Below are 15,393 nucleotides of genomic sequence, written 5' to 3'. Positions count from 1 at the left end.
CACACTAACTTAGTTAATGAATTTAGGGTAAGCCACAACCAAGAAAAAATAACTATGAAAAAATCAATTCTTTTAATCACCCTGGCTATCTACGGTCTGGTGTTTTGTTCCTGTCAGAAAACAGTGCCTGAAACAGTTGAAGAGTTAAAACCTCAGGCCATAAGTGCTACTGCTGGTGATCCTGTATTACTTGCATCAAACGGACTAACAATTGAAAGCCTGAATGGTGCAATCACAGCGAATGAAATTTCAGGTTTTAAAACTTACATGAATAGCCAAACCGTAAATTCATATGGCGGAAACAACATCTGGGTTTTTGGCGGTCCCAGTTCAAATGTTGAAGCCTTCGGAAATATGTACGAAGCCACCGGAGATGTGGCCATCCTGGATCGGATGATCTATTTCTGCGATGGGATTTTATCTACCAGAAATGATAAAGCCACAGCGGCTAACGGAGGGCAAAAAGCCACCTGGACTGGAAACATTGATCCCATCTGGCCATCATCGGCTAAAGATACGGTTATTGCACAGGCGGGGATAGAGCAGGGAAGAGTACTCGCCCACATGGCCTATTGTGCAAAACTTATTCTTGAACATCCGGCGATATGGAATACGAATGTGGGAATCGGAGATTCAAAGGGCTATGGAGCAACTTACAAAGCCAGGGCATTGAAATACATTACCGAATGTAATTATGTGATTGATAACTGGATTATTCCCCGTTTTGTCCGTACTTCGGATAAGTTACTTTATTTTCCAGGTGCACCAAATACCTATATGGCCAACGGCCCTGCGCCATGGAATCAATTGGTGATGGTAACTGATGTGATGATCAGGCTGGTTCAATGCCATGTGTTACTGAATAATGAGGCATCGAGGATAACTCAATATGATGCGATTGTTCAGGCCAATATCAACTGGTTTATTGCAAATTTTACATCGGTTACCTCAGCCCAGGGCAGTGCCTGCTGGAGGTGGATGTATTCGCTTACCAGTGCCTCACTGGAAGATTGTAACCATTTTGCCTACGATGCAGAAGGATTGTGGATGGCATACAATAGCGGCCGTTACAATATACCGCTGCTCACCGTCACTAAAATGGCAAATACCCTTTTCGATATAGTACTTAAAAACCAGAATGCAGATGGTAGTTATGCCGGGCGCGTAAACGGAACTACAGGGATTAATCTCGCCGCGGGCTTTTTCTCATTAAAACATGAGTATTTTTATCTGGCAGATATTCGTCAGGATAAATATTTTACCGCCGCAAATATCAACATTTCATCTGGCGATGCAGCGAGTACAGGCGCTACCACAGCACGTATTCTTTGGCTTAAAAACCGCAGATATCTTGCAGGCGATGGCAATGTTGAGCTTTACCAGGGCTGCGACTATAGCGGGTGGAAAGCCAGCTTCGGTTCAGGCAATTTTTTATTGTCAGCACTGGTTGCCAACGGGGGCGTAAATGATGATGCCTCGGCTATTAAAGTACCCCCTGGTATGCAAGCCGTTCTATACAGCAGCGATAACTATGGCGGAACAGCCGTAACTTTCACCGCAGATGCTGCCTGCTTAAGTGCCAGTGGAATTAATGATGCCGTTTCATCTCTAAAAGTGACTACAATTCCATAACAAAGGAGGTGTTCACACCGTACCTGAATAGTAAATCATAAACCATTTAAACCAATTTTTAAAATTACATGAAAAAAACAACTTCCATTTTTGTACTGCTCCTTTTATGCGGAGTCTTTACTTTTGCCCAAACTGCTAAACCGGATATGACCTGGTTTAAAGATGCCAAATTCGGCCTGTTTTTACATTGGGGTCTATATGCAGAAGCTGCGGGCGACTGGAACGGTCATGCATCTAAAGGCGGTGAACATTTCATGTTGTATGAGCGTATACCCGTAAAAACCTACACAACAATCGCAAAGAAATTCAATCCAAGCCAGTTTAATGCCGAAAAATGGGTAAAGCAGGCAAAGGACGCAGGAATGAAATACATCGTATACACTACAAAACACCATGACGGTTTTGCGATGTACAATTCCGCAGCAAGCGATTATAATATTTACAAGTTGACACCATTTCACCGCGACCCCCTGGCTGAACTGGCCGCAGCCTGTAAAAAATACGATATCAAATTGTGTTTGTATTATTCTTTGGGCAGAGACTGGGAAGATCCCGATGTTCCTACCAACTGGCCTGTAAAAGCCGGAAGGAGCAATACCTGGGATTTTCCTGATGAAGATGCCAAAGTATTTAACAGGTACTTCGAGCGCAAGGTGAAACCTCAGATAAAAGAACTCCTCAGCAATTACGGGCCGATAGCGGTGATGTGGTTTGATACTCCTGAACTCATCAGCAAAAATGAAAGCGCTGAACTGCGCAGTTTGATATCAGGTTTGCAGCCGAACTGCCTCGTGAATAACAGAATTGGGAACGGCTTTGGTGATTTCGATATTTCCGAACAGAAGTTAAACGCCGCTGCTAAGAAAAACTGGGAAGCATGTTTAACCATTGGGAAAAACTGGGGCTACAACAGGCACGACAGTACCTGGAAATCTTCTGAAACCCTTATTCGCAACCTAATTAATGTGGTGGCTAATAATGGAAATTTACTGTTGAATGTAGGGCCTACAGGAAAAGGGATATTTCCGGATTGGGCTGTTGCCAGACTCGATTCTGTGGGTGACTGGATGAAAACAAATGGACAGGCCATAACGGGCACCCATCCTTACACCGTTACAGCTGAGGGAAATGAAAAGGAAAATAATGCAATAAAGAATATCAAAGCCGAAGGTAAGATGATTGATGCAGTTTATGATGGAACACCAAAACTGCTTGACCCGGATATATTTTTTACTGCTAAAGACAAAAATGTGTACGTATTATTGAGAAGCTGGGATAAAAAGCAGTTCGATATTAAAAGTCTGAAAGGCGTTTCTATTTCCAGTGTTGCATTACTCGGGAGTAAAGAAAAAGTAACCTGGAAATCAACTGATAGCGGCGTTTCAGTAACCCTGCCTGCCAATTTTAAAAAGGTCAGCAAAATACCAGTGTATACGCTTAAGGTAAGCTTGAAATAAACATTTTTAAAGAAAATTACTAACGCTGAGCGGGCCTAAGGTAGCCGGCGTTAGTAATTTCATTCGACCATCAGGTCTCAAATCTCGCTTCTCATCTCTCAAATCTCACATCTCAAATTCTACTGCTGCCTCATTCCACTCTGGTATTCCCTCGGGCTCACCCCGAAAAACTTTTTAAACTCCACGCTGAAATACTTTCTATCGTTGAAACCTACAGAATAGGCAATGTCGGTAATACTGCCCGACTTTAAATCCAATAGCTGTGCGGCGCGCTTCAACCGGATGGATTTTATAAAATCATTTACAGAAATGCCGGTAAGTGCCCTAAGCTTTTTATAAAGTACCGGCTGGCTCATGCCCATCTTTTTTGCTAAGAAGGGAACATCAAATTGTTCAACAATATTGTCTTCTATGGTAGCAATCAGTTTATTTAAAAAATCTTCATCAGCCTTTCTGATGACTACATGCGTAGGCTCAAGCACCATTACGTTGCTAAACTTACTCTTGATTTTCTCGCGTGTAGCCAGGAGGTTTTGAAGGTGAACTTTAAGCAAACGGATGTTAAAAGGTTTGGTCATGTACACATCTGCGCCTGTTTCCAATCCGCTGATCTGATGCACATAGGCCGACCTTGCGGTAAGGAGTACAATTGGGATATGACTGGTGCGTTCATCTGTTTTCAGCTTGCTGCACAGGGTCAGTCCATCCATCTCAGGCATCATCACATCACTGATGATAATATCGGGAATCTGCTCAATGGCATATTCCCAGCCCTGACGGCCATTCTCACAAACCACCACATCATAATCCTGACTCAGGTAACTCTTGATAAAGAAACGGATGTCCTGATTGTCTTCAACAAGCAGTATGGTGAAACGCTCTTTAAAGTCTGTATCCGGTTCGCTTTCCTGATCAAAACTTTCCTCGCTAACCGGAACAGGGGAGAAGCTATAGCCCGATAAGGCTTCATATTCGCGGTCATCTTCCACAAGGTCTTCTGCTTTGAAAAAATCCTTACCTGTTTTCAGCAGTACAGTGAAACGGGTGAAGCCCGTTTTTTCAATCGTTTCTGGCGTACTCTCAAAGCTAATCTCACCATGATGAAGTTCAACAATGGTTTTGGAAAATGACAAACCTATTCCTGTGCCAATATTCAATCCGGGATTTACCTGGTAAAAAGTATCAAATAAATTAGATTGTTGATCGAGCGGAATGCCTTTGCCTTCGTTAGACACATTGATGGCTACTGTTCCGTTTTCCGGCTTCAGGCTTACCAATACTTTGCCATTTTCGTGGCCGAATTTAATCGCATTCGATAGCAGGTTGTACAATACCTTCTCCAGTTGTTTCTGATCGAAATATAGTTTTATATCGCTCTCTGCGCACTCAAACTTGTAGTCAATCTTTTTTTCGGCAGCCAGATCCCGGAAGGCGAGATAAATTTCCTTTGTAAACTGAACAATATTACCGGGACTTACTTCCAGCTGCATTTTACCGCTTTCAGCTTTTCTGAAGTCAAGAAGCTCCGTTACCAGGCGCATCAAGCGATCGGCATTATTTTTAATCGGCTGCAATTCCTTATTCCACTGCCACTGATCGCGTGTTTCCTCTATCAGTTTGTCGAGCGGACCTAAAATCAGCGTTAAAGGAGTTCTGATTTCATGCGAAATGTTGGTGAAGAACTCGAGTTTATGTGCGCTGATTTCCTTTTCCTTGAACAAGATGGCTTTGAGGAAAATATAGCGTAGAAGCAATGCAACAATGAGGGCGGCCACCAGCACATAAAACAGGTAAGCCCACCAGGTACTGTAAAAGGGAGGCTTAATCCTGATGTCCATATTGAGCATATTGGAGCTGTAGATGCCATCATTGTTAATGCCTTTAACCAGGAAACGGTAATTTCCGGTGGGCAAATTGGTATAGGTAACCGAGGGGATGTTTCCGCGGTTCCACTTTTTTTCAAAGCCCTCCAGTTTATACAGGTATTGGTTTTTTTCCGGTTTAATGAAGTTCAGTAAGGCAAAGTCGAGGGTAAAAGTATTCTGATCGTTCCCCAAAACCAGTTTTTTGGTCTGAACAATATTTTTCTCCAACAGCAGGTCTTCTCCGTTTATTTTAACCGGTTGATTATCCAGGATCAGATCAGTGAAAGTCATTTCAGATGCCTGAGTGTTGGTTTGAATCTTATCCGGATAAAAACCAACGAAGCCATTATAACCACCAAATAACATTTCACCATCACTTTTTCTGAAAAAAGCGTTGCTGTTAAATTCGTTGCCAGGCAGGCCATCAGAAATGGTGTAGTTTTTAAAGCTCTGGCTTTGCTGATCCAGCATAGAAAGACCATTAGCTGTACCAATCCAGATATTGCCTTTTTCATCCTCCATCAGTCCGAAAACATCATCATTTGGTAACCCGCTTTTTTTGGTGTAACGGATGATGCGGTTATGTAGCTGGTCATATTTTATCATGCCCATATGGTTGGTGCCGATATAAATTTCCCCTTTTTTGGTTTCGAGCAAACAATTAACAAAGAAATTGATCCGCTCTTTGGTTTGCGGATCGTTAATGCTATAAAATTCATTGCGCAATGGATTCAGGATAAAAAGGCCATAGGTGGTTCCGAAATATACCCGGTCATTGATGATCATATATTTCACCTTTGCCGCTTTTGGAAACGCCGCAGGTAAAGCGTAATTTAAAAATGAAGTTTTAGCGGTATTTGATATTTTAATCCCGTTCCGCTGTGTCGCCACCCAAAGTCGCCCGTGTTGATCCTCGTCAATAGATACAATTTCATCAAGGAGATTTGTCTCTGTTTCACTGCCCAGGTCAAAATGCCTGAAGGAAGCCGATTTCGGGTCATAGCAACTTAATCCACCCGAATGTGTACCCACCCATAGGGTGCCATTTCGGTCGTAGAAAATTTTCTTGATCAGGTTTGATCGCAGTGCACCTGAGGCCCCTGTACTCAGGAAGGCGACGTACTGCTGGCTGATGTGGTTATAAAAGTTTAATCCACCACCTTCGGTTCCTATCCAGAGGTTTTTCTGATTGTCTTCTGCGAAACCGCTGATCACATTGTTGTTGATACTTGATTTGCCATTGCTTCGCTGGTAAATTTTAAATGAGGTGTGATAGGGGTAATTGATGTTTACGCCTCCAAAATACGTACCTACCCACATCGAACCGTTTTTATCTTTGTATAACTTGTAAATGGAGTTTTGATTCAGGCTGCTTTTATTGTCGGGCTCGTATTGAAGATTGGTAAAGGAACCCTGCTGATTTAGAATGCTGATGCCATCGAGCGTTCCAACCCATAACCGGCCCTGATCATCAAGCTCCAGGCTTCTGATGGTATTGTTCACCAGCGAATGCGAATCGGCGGCTGAGTGGTTGAATATACTAAAGGTAGCGGTACTGCTGTTCCACAAATTTAAACCATTTCTTTGTGTCCCCACCCAAAGCCTGTTTGTGTGGTCTTCCAGAATGGAGGTAATGTTATTATCGCTGATACTTCCGGCCTTGCCGTTAGCCAGATAACTGACCATACTGAACTTTTGGTCATGGGGAACCAGACAAAACAGGCCACTAGCCGTACCTACCCAGATGTTGCCCAGGTGATCTTCTTTGATTGCCTTTGCATTAATTGCTGGTTTCGGTTGTGATGGATTAAAATACCTCGTCAGGTGGAGTGGATTGCCGTCTTTAAACAGGAACACGCCTTGCTGTGTGCCGATCCAGATATTTCCCTTTCTATCCTCAGTGATGCAATTAATGCTGATTCCCTTTAGCGTATTTGCTTTTTTTGAATCATTAAGTACCTGCTCAAAATGATCGTTCTCCGGGTGATAAATGTTGAGGCCTGAAATGGTACCTATCCAAAGCGTTTTCCGGCTGTCGGTATATAAGGCTGTGATGTAGTTATTGGAAATGGATTCAGGGTCTTTCTCGTCGTGCTGGTATACCTTAAAACGATACCCATCATAACGGTTTAAGCCAAGGCGGGTGCCGAGCCACATGAATCCCTGCTGGTCTTGTGCGATGGAGATCACAGAACTCTGCGACAGTCCTTTTTCCACACCGAGGTGATCAAACGATATGGTTTGTTGGGCAGCACTGTTCAGGCAGAACATTAAGAAAGAAGAGAGCAGACAGGTTAGTAATCTACAATTCATGAATGGTGGTTTTGTTGTTTGGATGTCTTGTTATCCCTACTAAAATAGGGTTAAAATGTATTTTTCACGAGAGATTTAGGATTTTCACCCCTTTTAGTTTGAAAATTACCCCAAGTGGATGGGAAAGTGCCAGTAAGTTTGCTTTTAGATCAGCCATTCTGAACCAGGCTGATTAGGAAAGCAAACAATTTAACCAAACAAAACAAACAAACTATGAGTAAAATTTACTTGATGGCCAAACAGCGGGGACTGATGCATTACTTTGCACATCAGAAAATCCTGATCTGGATAGCCTTGTTATTATTGAACAGTGCCGCGGCTTTCGCGCAGACGAAGAGCATTAGCGGGGTAGTAATCGATGAAGGAAAAACCGGCATTCCGGGGGTGTCTGTATCGGTGAAGGGAACCAAAACAGCCGTGCAAACCGATGCCAATGGAAAGTATAAAATTTCGGCAATGCCAACTGATCAGTTGGTATTTAATTATGTGGGTTATGTATCGCAAAGTATTGTGGTAGGAATTAAAACAGTGATCAATGTAAACCTTGCGTCGAGCTCTACCGGATTGAGTGATGTAGTTGTGGTAGGATATGGAACTACTAAAAGAGCCGACTTAACAGTTTCTGTTGGCTCTGTTAATATGAGGGATTTTGAGAAAGCCCCTGTAAAGTCATTTGATCAGGCATTGGCTGGCCGCGTGGCTGGGGTACAGGTTTCTTTAGGTGATGGACAACCAGGGACTGTAGCGGACATCGTGATCCGTGGAGCAGGGTCTATTACACAAGACAACTCACCATTATTTGTCATTGATGGTTTCCCGTCAGAAAGTTCTGAAGCCAATTCCATCAGTCCATCCGATATTGAAAGTATCGATGTGCTAAAAGATGCATCGGCAACCGCAATTTATGGTTCGAGAGGCTCAAATGGGGTTATACTCATCACAACAAAAAGAGGTGTAACAGGCGCACCAAAAATTACCTACAATAGTTACTATGGTTTAACGAAAAAGCCCAAAACTATGGAGGTGATGAATGCATACGATTATGTAAAGTATATTATCGAACGTGAGCCAACTAATGCTGCTACTTACCTCCCTGTCGGGGTTACATTAGATGATTACAAAAACGTACAAAGTTACGATCTCCAGGATTATATTTATCAGATAGGTAAGAACCAAAATCATGACCTCGCCATCAGGGGAGGTGCAGATAAAACGACCTATGCGCTATCACTGAATTATAATGATCAGAAAGGTAGCGTAAAATTTGGCGGATTTAAGCGTTATCAGGGCCGCCTGGTACTGGATCAGAACATCTCTAAGAAAATAAAGGTTGGAGTGAATACTAATTATTCTTATTCTGAATCAACTGGATTGCAGTTAAACATCAACCAACAATACGCGTCTTCGAATTTTCTTTACTCGGTTTGGGGATACCGTCCCACCACGGCTATAGGAAGTGGACTCAGTGGTGATGACTTGTTAAATATATTGTACGATCCTGAAAATGATGATAACGGTGCTCAGGATTATCGTGTTAACCCACTATTAAACCTGACCAATCAGCAAACGAAAACCAAAAATACAGCCGCACAAACCAATGGCTATGCAGACTATTTCATCACCCCGAAACTGAAATTAAGAATTTCAGCAGGTTTCAACAATAGTAATGTTGAATCTAATATATTCAACAATTCAAATACACAGTCAGGAAGCCGGTACTTCTCAAACGGCCCTAATGGGACAATAGGAAATGTGAAAACCTTTAACCTGGTAAATGATAATACATTAAATTACAAAAATACATTTGCTAAAAAACATAATGTTTCTTTTCTGGTAGGCTACAACACGCAATCCAGCAAAACTTCTACGCGTTCATTTACTGCAAAACAAATTACAGATGAGTCGCTGGGGCTTAATGCACTTGACATGACCGCAGCAGCCAATACTTCCATTACTTCATCATCTTCGACCTGGAAATTGCAGTCATTCCTTGCACGTGCAAATTATGATTACAAAGGACGATACCTGTTTGCCGCCAGTTACCGCGCAGATGGTTCATCTAAATTTGCACCAGGTAACCGTTGGGGTTATTTCCCGTCGGCTTCCGCGGCATGGAAATTTGGAGAGGAAAAATTCCTGAAAAATGCGAAATGGTTATCTGAAGGCAAACTTCGGGTAGGTTATGGTGAATCTGGTAATAACCGCGTTACAGACTTCGCTTACGTGTCTCAGGCAAATCTTACCAATGTAGAATATTGGTATTCATACAATGCGCTTGCACCTCAGGCGGGTTTCTTAATTACTGCAGCAGCTAATCCGGATTTAAAGTGGGAAACAAGCAGGCAAACAGATATTGGACTGGATTTAAGTTTCCTGAAAAAAAGAATCGAAGTTACAGTGGACGTTTATAAAAGAAACACAGACGACCTTTTGTTAAATGCATTATTGCCTTATGCTTCAGGAATACCAAATGCAAGAGGATATAAAAACATCGGTAGCCTGGAAAATAAAGGGCTTGAGTTTGCCATCAGCACCACGAATATCAAAACGAAATCATTCAGCTGGACAAGCAGTTTTAACATTTCATTTAATAAAAATCAAATTGTAGAACTAACTCAAGGTACCAGTGTTCTGACTTCAGGATCAGGAACGTTCTTCGATACAAATTATTCAAGTTTGTCTCCATACATTTCAGTGAAAGGCCGCTCAGTTGGAGATATGTACGGGCTGGTATGGGATGGAAATTACCAATACAGCGACTTTGATCTAACGCCTACAGGTACGTATGTCCTAAAGCCTACTGTTACCACAAATGGCTCGGCTAGGGATAGAATTGCTCCGGGCGACATCAAATACAAAGACTTAAACGGAGATTTGACAGTTAATGCTGACGATTATACTATTATTGGTCGTGGTCTGCCAATTCACACAGGTGGTTTCAGTAATAATTTCACCTACAAAAACTGGGATTTAAACGTGTTTTTGCAATGGAGTTATGGTAATAACATCATCAACGCAAACCGTTATTACTTTGAAGGTGCAACTCCAAATGGTATTTTAAATCAGTACGCCACATTTATTGATCGCTGGACACCGACAAACCCTACTAATGAATATTTCAGGGCTGGTGGGTATGGAACTTTTCAGTATTCATCGAGAGTAATTGAAGATGGGTCTTATCTGAGATTGAAGACAGTGAGATTGGGTTATAATTTTTCTCCGAAGATTACCCGTAAAATAGGGGTATCTGCATTAAATCTAAATATGTCTGCACAAAATATACTGACTTTAACAGGATATTCAGGCATGGATCCTGAAGCTTCAGCGAGGCAAAGTACTTTAACACCAGGTTTCGATTGGGGTACTTACCCTCAGGCCAGGGTGATCACATTCGGCTTAAATGCAACTTTTTAAAAATGATTAAACAGAACATAACATGAAATATATATATAGTTTTATGCTGATAGTGTTGCTGAGCATCACTACTTCTTGTAAAAAGTATCTGGATACAACACCAAACGATTTCTATTCCACTGTGAATTATTATGATACACAGGTTCAATTACAAGCTGCTTTGAATGCGGTTTATAGCACAATGAGCAGTGGTAAAATGTTTGGTTTGATACAGCACTTTAATTTTAACAGTACAACAGATGAAATGCTTACCAACCGATCGTTAGCAGGCGATAACCGTGGTTTGAATTACGCCAACTGGAATGCCGGTCATACCCGTGTGGCAGACATGTGGCAGGGGCCTTATATTGCCATTAATTTGGCGAATAACCTGATCGATAACATCAATAAGCCTACAATGGATGAAGCCCAAAGAGGTTACATTAAAGGACAAGCGTTGTTTTTGAGGGCCTATAACTATTTTCTGCTCACCATCAATTTTGGTGAAGTGCCTTTGATTTTGCATAGCCCAGGTATAGAAGAAGTGAATATAGCATCTGCTTCTCAGTTGACGATTTATCAGCAGATAGAAGCCGATTTGAAAGAGGCCGAAACTTTACTGGCAGGGAGAACCTCAGCTTCACTTGGTTATAATGATGTGGTAACCATCACAGCAGTGCAGACCATGCTGGCAAAAGTTTATTTGTATTGGGCAGGCTACCCAATCAAAGATACGAGCAAATATGAAGATGTAGTGACTTATGCAAACAAGGTGGTTAATTCAGGATTACACCAGTTAAATCCAGATTATAAACAGGTATTCATCAATCTTTTTCAGGATAAGTATGATATCAAAGAAGATATTCTCGAATGGGGTTCATTTGGTGGTGCGGCGGGCGCTAATATCAAAACTGGAAATGACATCGGAAATTTTGTTGGAATTACATCTGCGATATCGACAAATGTTACTCCTTTATATTCCTATAGTTCAGCTGCCTGGGTTTGGGCATCGCGAAAATTATTTGATAGCTATGAAGCCATTCCAACAAGTACACTCCAATTAAAAGCATCATTGGATACCCGACGGGACTGGAACTGTGCTGATTTTACTTACACCTACTCAATCGTAAACGGAGCTGAAGCCAGATCTACCGCGGCAATTATTAATTTATGGCAATTGCGCTGTGGCAAATTTAGGAGGGAATATGCACCATTTGAACAAAGAAATAGTGGGTTTTATGGCGCAAACTGGCCTGCACTTCGGTATGCTGATTTGTTATTAATGCGTGCAGAAGCAAATATCTTAAAGGCAACACCCGATCTGGCAACCGCTAAAGCTGATATCGAAACGGTGCGCAGACGTGCATATGGTACGATGTATGGTAACATTGTTAAAGATATCACAGTAACCAGAGGTGGTACAGGATATTCAGCAACGACTCCTCCGATAGTAACAATTAGCGGCGGTGGAGGAAGTGGTGCTACAGCTACTGCCGTAGTATCCACAGCAGGTGTGGTAACTGGCATTCGACTATCTAGCAGAGGTACACTAACAACTTCAGGTCCATATTATACCAGCGCGCCAACCGTAACGATTGCTGCTCCAACAACCGGTACAGCTGCGCTTGCTACAGCGACGATCACAAACGGTACAGAATATCAGCTTGCCAGCGGCTTAAGTCAGGCAGCCTTACTTGATATGATGAAGTTAGAGCGTATGCGTGAATTGTGCTATGAAGGCCTGCGAAGAAACGACCTGGTTCGTTGGGGAAACTTCTACAATGATATGGTTGACTTTAGGGTGTATGCCACAGCAAATGGGATAGGCGGTAATAGTAATGCGATAAGCGCCCTGGCAGCAGTTGAGCAGAAACATGTTTTGTTGCCAAAACCAACTTACGAAATGAACCTGAATAAATTATTAAAACAGAATCCAGGCTATTAATAAAAATGGATATGAAAAAAATATTATATATAAGCTTTTTGTTGAGCATGATCATAATGGCTTGCAAGAAGGAAATTACTGCAGAGGCCCCAACTGTTGATTTTACGGTAAGAAATATGAGAAGCACTATCGGTGATACGCTGGTATTCAAGTTGGGGGATACATGCAAATTCGATGTATCCGGTTACGCAGATAACATCACGCACTATTCAGGCATTGTTGGAAACAATTACGATAACAGAAACCGGACATCGGCTTTAGGTAAATTAATCTTAACCTTCAGCACAACCATGCAATTCGGGACCCAGGCTAATACTTTCAAAGTACTGGCCATTAAAAACCTTCCAAGCTTAGATTCTGCTACAGTTGTGAACGCAAACTGGACCGACATTACTTCACGTACCACGCTGGCAACAAGTGCTACGGCAGTGAGTACCGGAAATGTAGATGTAACTGATTTAGTAAGCAGTGCTGATGATGTGCTATACCTTGCTTTCAAATATTCTGGTGTAACGGGTTCAACACAACGTACCTGGGTAATCAGCAACTACAGTCTGACCAATATTGGAAGTGATTTCAATTATGTGCTGAGTAACCTGGCTAACGATGCGTCATACTGGACCAGATATGGCAATGTGTGGACGCCAGCTTCAGCCCGTTGGACCGCGACCAGTAGTGCATTAACCATTGTTGGTGGTGCCGCCACAGCAGCGACTAACACAAGCTGGATCGTTACCAAACCCCTTTATGTAGGAAGAATAACGCAGGATATTCCTACTGCAACAGTTAAAAACCTGGTAAGTGCTGCCGTTACTTATTACGAATATAAGTATGCCGCCGTAGGTACTTATAAATCCACCTTTGCCTATTACAGCAATACAAAGGATGATACAAAAGCTGGCAGTAAAAACTTTTATATAAAAATTACCCAATAATTAACGTCCGGCCTCCCTGCAGCGGTTTTTGGCCTCTCTGCAGTGGAGGCTTTTTTAACAGTACTTTAGTTTTTGCAGATTACAATATTAATAATAATGGGGCCTCCGTAATCAGGTTAGTAGTTGATGACGGTTGGCCCTTTTTTACTTAGAATGAATATTCTCTAACTAAATAATTTAAACATGAAATTGACCACAGTTTTGGCAAAATGCTTGCTGATTAGCGGTTTTGTCTTTAGTATTTTAACCTCTTGTAAAAAATCCGAGTTAACAGATGCTAAAGCAGAAGATTTATTTTCTGACTCACTTGCCGGCAACAAGCTCGCTGCTACGGCGGCCGCTGCAGCCTCAGGCATGCTAATTGAAAGTACCGCAGGTCCTGTAACATCAGGCGAAATTACTGCATTCAAGTCTTATATCCAGGCACGATCATTTCCGCTAAATAACTGGACACCCTCAAATGTGTGGGTTTATGGGCAGGGCGGGAAAACGGTTCAGGGAATGGGAGTGATGTTTGAAGTGACGGAAGACCGGGCTATATTAGATCGCCTGCTACAATTTATTGATAAGGCAATTGCTTGTAGAAACGATAATCTGGCGGCAGCAAGTGGTGGGCAACGTGTAATGTGGACAGGGAATATTGAGCCTGTGTGGCCGAATACTTCCACCACTGATCAGGCTGACGCAGCACAGGGCGAAATAGTGGGGCACATTGCCTATGCAGCCAAGCTTATTTTGTCACGTCCGGCATTGTGGAATCTCACAGTAGGCAGTGGAGATGCAAATGGATATGGTGCAACCTATCACGCCCGAGCTCTTACCTATGTGGCCCGGTGTGAAGAAACATCTGACTATATACGCCAATATATGGTTCGCACATCAGACAATAAATTCTATTATCCAACGCTTCCTGGGTGGACTTTTTTTCCGGGCGACCCCCTTCCATGGAATCAGCAAATGATGCTTAATAGTGCATTTCAGCGTTTGGCCGAATGTCACCAGGTTTTGGGAGACGCTCCTGCGAAAATAACCTCTTATGACCAGTTGGTTCAGATTTCTATTAACTGGTTCCTGTCCAGCGCAGTCTCGAAAACATCTGCTGCGGGCACTCCGGTTTATTTTTGGAACTACGCACTCGATTCAAATCCTACTTCGCCAGAGGATACCGGCCATGCGCAATATGATATTGGCGGCTTTTTTCAGGCTTACTTAAGCGGACGTTATTCTATTCCACTGGCAGCCGTTCAGCGTTTTTCCAATACAATTGTTGATGTCATGGCCCATAAAGAATCTCTCGGTTATCCTATTTCTGGCCGAATTGATGGCACGAATAGCACGGCGGGAGGGGATAATTACCTGCGTGAACGCTTTCTACCTATCGCGGTACGTTATAACCAGGATGAATGGGATTACCTTGTAAATCTTGATATCAACTCTGGGGAGTACTCAACAAACGTATGGATGACCGCCCACATCCTTTCAGAAAAAAATTACCGTTATGTAAACGGCATCCCAAGTGGAGTAGTATTTTATCAAAACACGAACTATGCCGGAACGGCAAGTCAATCACTCCCTAAAGGGACTTACACTTTAGCTCAGCTTGCGGCGAAGGGCGTACCAAACGATTGGGCTTCATCGCTTCGCGTTCCCAGCGGATGGAAGGTAACTCTTTACCAGAGTGATAATTTCGCAGGTACTTCCTGGGTGCAAACTGCAGATAATGCGAGCCTGGTAGCTATCGGGGCGAACGACTCCATGAGTTCATGCAAAATAGAATAATGAATAACAGTTAAAACATAAACTTGGGCCTCCGTAATCAGGTTAGTTTTGATAACGGTTGGCCCTTTTTTACT

Annotated in this window: 7 protein-coding genes; 6 read left to right on the top strand and 1 reads right to left on the bottom strand. The window is 42.5% G+C overall.

Annotation, left to right across the window (positions count from 1 at the left end):
* The first annotated feature begins 54 nt into the window (after nucleotides 1–54).
* Together AB669_RS01730 and AB669_RS01725 are read left to right on the top strand one after the other, a co-directional pair.
* Entirely contained in the window at nucleotides 55–1,632 is a 1,578-nt protein-coding gene (locus AB669_RS01730) for a hypothetical protein (protein ID WP_047797532.1), read from the top strand.
* Between the two features lie 68 nt (nucleotides 1,633–1,700).
* Entirely contained in the window at nucleotides 1,701–3,089 is a 1,389-nt protein-coding gene (locus AB669_RS01725) for an alpha-L-fucosidase (RefSeq protein ID WP_047797531.1), read from the top strand.
* A gap of 119 nt (nucleotides 3,090–3,208) precedes the next feature.
* Here AB669_RS01725 and AB669_RS01720 read toward each other — a convergent pair whose 3' ends face one another.
* Nucleotides 3,209–7,267 carry a hybrid sensor histidine kinase/response regulator transcription factor gene (locus AB669_RS01720; RefSeq protein WP_047797530.1) on the bottom strand — a complete coding sequence of 1,353 codons (4,059 nt, stop codon included), beginning with the start codon at nucleotides 7,265–7,267 and terminating at the stop codon, nucleotides 3,209–3,211.
* 213 nt (nucleotides 7,268–7,480) lie between these two features.
* On the opposite strand from AB669_RS01720, the gene AB669_RS01715 reads away from it, so the two are divergent.
* The 4 genes from AB669_RS01715 (at nucleotide 7,481) to AB669_RS01700 (ending at nucleotide 15,319) form a co-directional block, all read left to right on the top strand.
* Nucleotides 7,481–10,681: a TonB-dependent receptor gene (locus AB669_RS01715; RefSeq protein WP_231582615.1), complete on the top strand. Its 3,201-nt coding sequence runs from the start codon at nucleotides 7,481–7,483 to the stop codon at nucleotides 10,679–10,681.
* A 22-nt stretch (nucleotides 10,682–10,703) separates the two neighbouring features.
* Entirely contained in the window at nucleotides 10,704–12,605 is a 1,902-nt protein-coding gene (locus AB669_RS01710) for a RagB/SusD family nutrient uptake outer membrane protein (RefSeq protein ID WP_047797529.1), read from the top strand.
* Between the two features lie 11 nt (nucleotides 12,606–12,616).
* The gene (locus AB669_RS01705; protein WP_197082304.1) at nucleotides 12,617–13,540 is read left to right on the top strand and encodes a DUF5017 domain-containing protein; all 924 of its coding nucleotides are present in this window, start codon (nucleotides 12,617–12,619) and stop codon (nucleotides 13,538–13,540) included.
* A gap of 183 nt (nucleotides 13,541–13,723) precedes the next feature.
* Nucleotides 13,724–15,319, top strand: coding sequence for a hypothetical protein (locus AB669_RS01700; protein ID WP_047797527.1), 1,596 nt, complete (start codon nucleotides 13,724–13,726; stop codon nucleotides 15,317–15,319).
* The last annotated feature ends 74 nt before the right edge of the window (nucleotides 15,320–15,393 follow it).

The organism is Pedobacter sp. BMA, from assembly GCF_001027745.1.
Classification (GTDB): Bacteria; Bacteroidota; Bacteroidia; order Sphingobacteriales; family Sphingobacteriaceae; genus Pedobacter.
This window is presented reverse-complemented; position numbering and strand designations above follow the sequence as displayed.